The sequence below is a fragment of the Carnobacterium sp. genome, from assembly GCF_032094055.1.
Classification (GTDB): Bacteria; Bacillota; Bacilli; order Lactobacillales; family Carnobacteriaceae; genus Carnobacterium_A.
Genome location: NZ_DAMDAK010000054.1, coordinates 1 through 6941 on the forward strand (window position 1 = coordinate 1; position 6941 = coordinate 6941).

Genomic DNA, 6941 nt, shown 5'->3' on the forward strand with positions numbered 1-6941 from the left:
TTAGAGCCGGTACGGCGATGATCATGGTAGAAGTGGATACCGGACAAGAGACTGGTACCCTAGTAACTGTAGTGGATCCAACTACTACTCCAAAACCACCGCTAGAATCGATCAGCATTGTTCCGCCCACAACTAATATCGCTGTAGGAGAAACAGTAGATCGTTTGAATGTAGTTTATCAACCAGGCAATGCGATAAAACCTAAATGGGAATATTGGTGGTCTTTAAACCCGGAAATCGCTACAGTTGATGCAGCAACCGGTATTATCACCACTTGGAAAAACGGAAAAGCCACGATTATGGTAGAAGTGGATACTGGGCAAGAAGCAGCAACAGTTATTACTGTCGGCACAATTGTGACAGGCGGACCTAATTCACAAATTTATTTACCTATTCCGACGCCTTATGATGATGGAGAAGATTGGCCCGGACGTACGAACCAAGCTACTCATCCTTCTGTTATCCAATTTGAGGAAGCGTGGAACGGGTACAAATATTGGATGGGATTTACACCTTACCCTTATGGCGATGATCAAAAAGAAAATCCAAGTATAGTGGCTAGCCATGATGGCATTAATTGGGTCGTTCCTGACTTTGTTTTAAATCCATTGGCTCCGATTGAACTTGAAAATGGTTATAATTCAGATACGCACTTAGTTTATAACGATGTGACAAAAGAATTGGAACTTTGGTATCGCCAAGTTAACAACTTAAATTATGAAGAAACCTTACTTCGTGTTAAAACAAGTGATGGAATCAACTGGTCAGCACCAGAAGCTATGACTTCTGCAGCTAATAATTTTTTACAATACATTGCTCCTTCCGTTATTTATGAAAATAATCTCTATAAAATGTGGTTTATGCGGGATTGGGAAGTTCATTACGCAGAAAGTATTGATGGGAAAGACTGGAGTGAGGCGATTACAATCAATACTGTAGGAAATACGGTTCATACTTGGCATCCAAGCGTCGTTAAATTTGGAGACACTTATTATCTTTTGAATAATGATAATGATACAAATGAAGGAATACGCGGTGTGATAAAATACAGTACTTCGACTGATGGAATCAACTTTACGGAAGAAAAAGTGATTCTGTCCTACACCGATAATGGATATAGTTATGATTCTGCAGGTGTTTACCGTGCAAGCATGGCTATGGGAGAACACGGTGTTTATCTCTACTATGGGCAAATATCAGAAACTCACCAATGGACCATTGGAATGTCGATTGGAACAGATTTGGATCATTTAGTAGGATTAGATGAAGAAACATTAGCAGGTTATTTAACAGCCTAAAATAAATGCAGAGTACAGATTACCTGCTTAAAGATTAATAAGCCTTTCGTTGTTCAGTTGATTTTGTACTGAATAGCGCAAGGCTTTTTGATTTGTTGTGCCAAATGTTTTACTGATAAAAAGAGAAACCATTGAGTTATTGAAAGAAGTTGTTTATTATTCTTGTTAAGCAAGATAAAAATAGTTAGAGAAACGAGGAATAAGATGGAGAATATCATATACTTAATGGTGCAACACCAACAACTAATGGGTCAGCGTATTTTATTGCGACCAGTTTCGCTGCAAGACGCAAGTGATATGTTTGAATATGCTGCTGATAAAGAAACTACACGGTTTTTATTCGAACCGCACAAAAATCTAGAAGCAACAAAGAAAACCATTGCAGAATTTTTTGTTAAAGAACCACTGGGTAAGTACGCTATTGTTTTAAAAGAAAACAATAAAATGATTGGAACAATTGATTTGCGCGTAGATGCTAATCACAAAAAAGCCGAGCTGGGCTATATTTTAAATAAACAATTTTGGGGCAATGGCTATGTCACAGAAGCTGCTAGCTTGTTGATTGAACTAGGCTTCCAAACGCTTGGATTGGAACGTATCTATGCTATGTACGATATTAAAAATAGAGCTTCCGGTCGAGTGATGGAACGTTTAGGGATGACTTCAGAAGGGATTCTACGCAAAAACCGTCTGGTAAAAGGACAATTTTCCGATGATGAATGCTATGCTATCTTGCGGGAAGAATACGCTGATTTAAACAACAAAGCATAAAAACAATCAACTGTAGGCTAGATCCTATATATTAAACTCTTCCCTAAGCCTTTTGCTTTTATGGTCATTGCCTTTCCCTTATACTAAAGGTAGGGACAGCAAAAAGTATTCAGTTCCTTAAACTGTTTCTTATCAGTAGGAGAATCAGAAGATCGGAATTTAAAGAAAGGGAGAGAATAGTATGTTACAAAATACGAGTAAGAAACTGTTAACCGGACTAGTGATGTTGACATCCACAACGGTTTTAGCCGCTTGCGGAGCAAATGAGACGCCAACAAATCCAGCATCTGAAGAGTCAGTATCTTCTAGTATGCCAGTAACGAGCAGCCAATCACAAGCAGGTAAAACAAGTGAAAGCAGTTCAGCTGTTTCTTCAGATCAGGCTCAGTCTAATACAACTGAGGAGTCGTCTTCTCAAGGTATTGAAAATCAAGACTATAAAATCAGTCTAGAACAAGCTATTGATATTTATAATAAGACCTATCCTGATACCACGATCAAATCCATTAGTTTTGATTTAGATGATGGCTACTACCAATATGAAGTTGAAGGATTCAATCAAAACGAAGAAATGGAATTGAATATTGATGCGATGTCTGGCGATATTTTAGAAAAAGAAAGAGAAACTGAGAATACTCAGAATAAGACAGAACTTGATTTAACTAATCTGATTTCACCCCAAGAAGCAATGTCTGCCGCACTTAAAGAAATAGGCAGCGGCTATGTTGAAGAATGGGAATTGGAAACCAAACTAGGGAAAACATATTATGAAGTAGAAATAGAAAATATTGAGAATGGCGATCACGATGTCGATGTCTATATTGATTCTAAAACAGGAGAAGTTATTGATAAAGACTGATTAAGAAAATGACCAATTAAAAGCAGTTATTCCCAGAATTTTTTGGGGAAATAATTGCTTTTTTCTTGCTTCGAAAAACTTTCATCAGGATAATTACGAGTTAATTATGAGTAATATCGAACGACCAATCAATTTCAGGGATAAAAGTTCACTTTTTTACTCTTTTTATGCTTAATTCTTTTGACAAATAATGAGTTTTGCGGTAAATTGGTTAGTGGACGAACTATAAAGTTAGTGAAAAGTATAAATGTTCGTTTGTAAGCGGCGGTTGGAAGAGGAAACTGCTAATATAAGATAAAAACGAAAAGAAAGAGGTTTTAAAGCCCATGAAAGTGTTTGATTATGAAGATATCCAATTGATTCCCAATAAAAGTATTGTTCAAAGCAGATCCGAATGCGATACCAGTGTAGTGCTTGGTAACCGAACTTTTAAATTGCCGGTAGTTCCAGCAAATATGCAAACCATAATGGATGAAGATTTAGCTATTTGGTTTGCAGAAAATGATTATTTCTATGTCATGCACCGGTTTGAAGAAGCAAAACGTTTGCCGTTTATTGAGGATATGCGTAAAAGAGGTTTATATGCCTCGATCAGTGTGGGTGTAAAAGCTGATGAATACACCTTCATAAAAGAATTGGCTGATAAAGGTTTAACGCCTGAATACATTACAATCGATATTGCTCATGGTCACTCCAACCAAGTAATCGATATGATTCACCATATCAAAAAGTATCTGCCTGAAGCCTTCTTGATTGCGGGAAATGTCGGTACACCAGAAGCAGTCCGCGAATTAGAAAATGCTGGAGCAGATGCTACCAAAGTGGGCATTGGACCAGGAAAAGTTTGTATCACCAAGTTGAAAACTGGTTTTGGAACTGGTGGCTGGCAATTGGCAGCACTACGCTGGTGTTCAAAAGCAGCTCGTAAACCGATTATCGCTGATGGCGGAATTCGCGACCATGGGGATATTGCTAAATCGATTCGTTTTGGAGCAACAATGGTGATGATTGGTTCTATCTTCTCTGGACATGAACAATCGCCTGGTGAAGCACTTGAAATCGATGGAAAGATGTACAAAGAATATTACGGCAGTGCTTCTGAATTCCAAAAAGGCGAACGAAAAAACGTTGAAGGCAAAAAAATCATGGTTGAGCACAAAGGCGATATCGCTGCAACCCTGCAAGAAATGAAACAAGATTTACAATCTGCTATTTCATATGCAGGCGGAAATGATATCGAGTCATTGCGCAAAGTCGATTATGTGATTGTTAAAAATTCTATTTTTAACGGTGATCGTTAATAAAAAGCAAAAGGAAGAGACATTGAGGCGTCTCTTCCTTTTTTTGTGCAGTTTCAGTTGATTGAACCATCATAAATGTAAAGAGCATCAGTTGTTTGATCTTTATTTCTTGCTGTTTTTTCAATTACTCCTTCGTATAAAATATCGCTGCTGTTTAAATCATAAACCATCAGCTCTTTTTTTGTTTGAGAATCTTTAGCAGGAGTAATTAAATAAAGTTTTTCTGCTTGTATGGTCATCCATTCAAGTTGGGGATTGCTGCCAGATGGTAAATCGAATACATAATTCTCGCTTTTACCAGAGTCATCAAGAAAAACAGTAGACACTTCAATGGTTTGATTGGTTAAACGATACAAATAAAGGTTGTTTTTGTCAACCACGGCATTTGTTTCTGTATGGTTGTTTTCTTTAGAGGTAAGCAGAGGATTAATTGTCTGGTTTTTGAAGTCATAAACAAAAAATTCTCTTCCTGTTGTGTCTGGATAATAATCAGGATCTTCTTCCGCTTTTTTCTCATCATAAGGTTCGAGATAGTCCACTTCAAATACCAATTCATCTTCAGGTTGATCAGCTTGCAAATCATTAAGAAGCATGACATTACTTTGTTCATTCCCAAATGTTTTTGATTCGAATGAAAGTAAGTCATCTTTGATTACTTTTTGATTGCCTAAGTCTAAATGGTAAACATGGTACTCTTCCTGTGCACTATTTGAAAAACTGCTTCTTGTTACAACTTTTAATGCACTATCAATGATTTGAATGTTTTCCAGGTATAAGTAATCCGTATTGTCTTTAAGTGGAATATCAATCGTATAAGACGAAACTTCTTTTGAATTTTTGTTTAAAATTTGAATATTAAAAACAGCTTTATTAGATGAACTGCTTAATTGAGAGTCGTCGATAGCAACATAAGCCAAAAAAGTATCATCTTCAAAGAAATTCCGACTATCTAAATCTTTTGCACGCATAAATGTCTTGTTCTCTTTTTGTAACTTTTGTAATTGATTATCAAAAGGATTGACTGCTAAGTTTTCAAAATAAGAGCGTTGATTATCATAGAGTGTTTCTTTCTCAGTGAGTGAAAATGGTTTTTCTATATAGAAAAAGGTATTTCCAGGACTGTTATATCCTAAAGGCGAATAACCTCCATAGAGAGTTAAGTTTTTTAATTCTGCTGCATCTCCTTTAACTGTTTTAAAAGTAAATGCTGGATACTGATCTTTCGTAAAGAGTGGTTGAAGATAAAAAACTGCAATTGCTAAGACCGCAATCAGACTGATGGTAACAAATTTCCAATAACGTTTCATTATGTGCCCTCCTTTATTAGACAGTAACTTTCTTGTTCAATAGATAACTGCTTACCCAGATCGAGGCTCCTATAATAGCGATTCCTAAGATTACCTCTAAGATAAAGAGCTCAATAGGATAGAGATAATAGTAATTTAAAGCTGATTCAATCAGATAGGGCGAAAAGAAAAGAACCATAGCTGCTATGCCGAATAAACCGCCTAGGAAGATTCCTTTAAAATGAAAACTTCTTTCAAATAAAATGATGGTAAATAGCACGACTAAAAATAGTAGTCCTATTCCATAATTTACCAAGAATTGAATAAACGAATCTGGCAGAAGTAATGTGAAAAATGAAGAGGCTGAAGAAGCTGTAAGGCTGTCTCTAATTGATAAGTCTATTCTAAATTCTTTTGGGACAAGCCATTTGATTAGTTGCTGCTCAATCGGTAATAAAATCAATTGAGTGCCCACTAATCCTAAAACCATCAAAAAAATTGCAGAAAGCTTTGAAAAAAACAAATTTAGTCGTGCAGACGGTAGCATCAATAACCGATAGATGAAGGTGTTTTTTCCGAACCAATCGCGGTACCAAATAAAGAAACTATAAAAAAGTAAAGCCGCGGCAGCTAAGACAATGGGAATCAAAAACCAACCGCTTGTCAGCAATCTCACGAGACTCATAGGTTGATTGTCTTCGAAAAATTGCTCTAATGGAACTAAATTTTTATGAATAGCTTCATTCGCAAGACTGACATAAGCTTTTGATTCTATGATGGTACCTGTGATTTGCGAGATGATCGTTAACCCAATTAAAACAAGATAGATTTTAAAAAAGCGATTCAATTCGAAATTCATTAATTTTAGATAATGTTTCATTTAATGTAAACCTCCCGCATCACATCAATAATAGATTTATTTTCTCTTTCGCGCATATCTTCAGCATTAAATTCTTTCACAACTACTCCATCATCTAATAGAACAGCTTTATCGATCAAATGCTCGATGTCATTGATTTCATGAGTTGTAATGATCACGCCCCGGTCTTCGACTAAATGACTAGTAAAAACTTCTGTGATCTGTTCGCGGCTAAAAATATCAATTCCGGAAAAAGGTTCATCCATTAAAAGATAGTCAACATCTAGCGCTAATCCAAGCAATAAATTGATTTTTGCGGTGTTTCCTTTTGATAAATCGGCAATTTTTTCGGTTTTTTGCAAATTAAAAAAATGCAACAATTCATTGGCGCGTTTCTGATTCCAAGTTGTATAAAAATCTTGCATAAATTGCATGGCTTGTTGGATCGTCATTTGAGACAACATTGCAATGGCATCAGGAATAAATGTGATTTTTTGATAGCTGTCTTTTGTTATTTTTTCGCCATCAATCAAAATTTCACCGCTGTTAATGGGCGTTAAATTCATA

General features: G+C 36.1%; 7 protein-coding genes. 4 read left to right on the forward strand and 3 right to left on the reverse strand.

The genetic code is table 11. From position 1 onward, the window contains the following. The 4 genes from RT405_RS08920 to guaC form a co-directional block, all read left to right on the forward strand. Positions 1-1298, forward strand: a 1298-nt coding sequence (locus RT405_RS08920) for an Ig-like domain-containing protein (RefSeq protein ID WP_313469167.1), incomplete at its 5' end; no start/stop codon positions are given. Positions 1299-1502: 204 nt separating this feature from the next. Next, positions 1503-2069, forward strand: coding sequence for a GNAT family protein (locus RT405_RS08925; protein WP_313469168.1), 567 nt, complete (start codon positions 1503-1505; stop codon positions 2067-2069). Between the two features lie 181 nt (positions 2070-2250). Beyond that, complete coding sequence (locus RT405_RS08930; RefSeq protein ID WP_313469169.1) at positions 2251-2928, forward strand: PepSY domain-containing protein; 678 nt, start codon at positions 2251-2253, stop codon at positions 2926-2928. A 326-nt stretch (positions 2929-3254) separates the two neighbouring features. Then, positions 3255-4229: a GMP reductase gene (gene guaC, locus RT405_RS08935; RefSeq protein WP_313469170.1), complete on the forward strand. Its 975-nt coding sequence runs from the start codon at positions 3255-3257 to the stop codon at positions 4227-4229. Positions 4230-4282: 53 nt separating this feature from the next. Here guaC and RT405_RS08940 read toward each other — a convergent pair whose 3' ends face one another. From RT405_RS08940 to RT405_RS08950, 3 genes are all read right to left on the reverse strand, one after another. Next, a complete protein-coding gene (locus tag RT405_RS08940; RefSeq protein WP_313469171.1) occupies positions 4283-5536 on the reverse strand; it encodes a hypothetical protein in 1254 nt (417 codons plus the stop codon). Between the two features lie 16 nt (positions 5537-5552). Beyond that, positions 5553-6395 (reverse strand): hypothetical protein, encoded by an 843-nt coding sequence (locus RT405_RS08945; RefSeq protein ID WP_313469172.1) that lies wholly within the window; start codon positions 6393-6395, stop codon positions 5553-5555. Further along, positions 6392-6941, reverse strand: a 550-nt coding sequence (locus tag RT405_RS08950) for an ATP-binding cassette domain-containing protein (RefSeq protein ID WP_313469173.1), incomplete at its 5' end; no start/stop codon positions are given. The genes RT405_RS08945 and RT405_RS08950, both read right to left, overlap by 4 nt.

Bases quoted from the DNA above. Each gene is read 5' to 3' on its own strand.
- RT405_RS08925 (WP_313469168.1), top strand. From the start codon at position 1,503: ATGGAGAATATCATATACTTAATGGTGCAACACCAACAACTAATGGGT.
- RT405_RS08945 (WP_313469172.1), bottom strand. From the start codon at position 6,395: ATGAAACATTATCTAAAATTAATGAATTTCGAATTGAATCGCTTTTTT.
- RT405_RS08940 (WP_313469171.1), bottom strand. From the start codon at position 5,536: ATGAAACGTTATTGGAAATTTGTTACCATCAGTCTGATTGCGGTCTTA.
- RT405_RS08930 (WP_313469169.1), top strand. From the start codon at position 2,251: ATGTTACAAAATACGAGTAAGAAACTGTTAACCGGACTAGTGATGTTG.
- guaC (WP_313469170.1), top strand. From the start codon at position 3,255: ATGAAAGTGTTTGATTATGAAGATATCCAATTGATTCCCAATAAAAGT.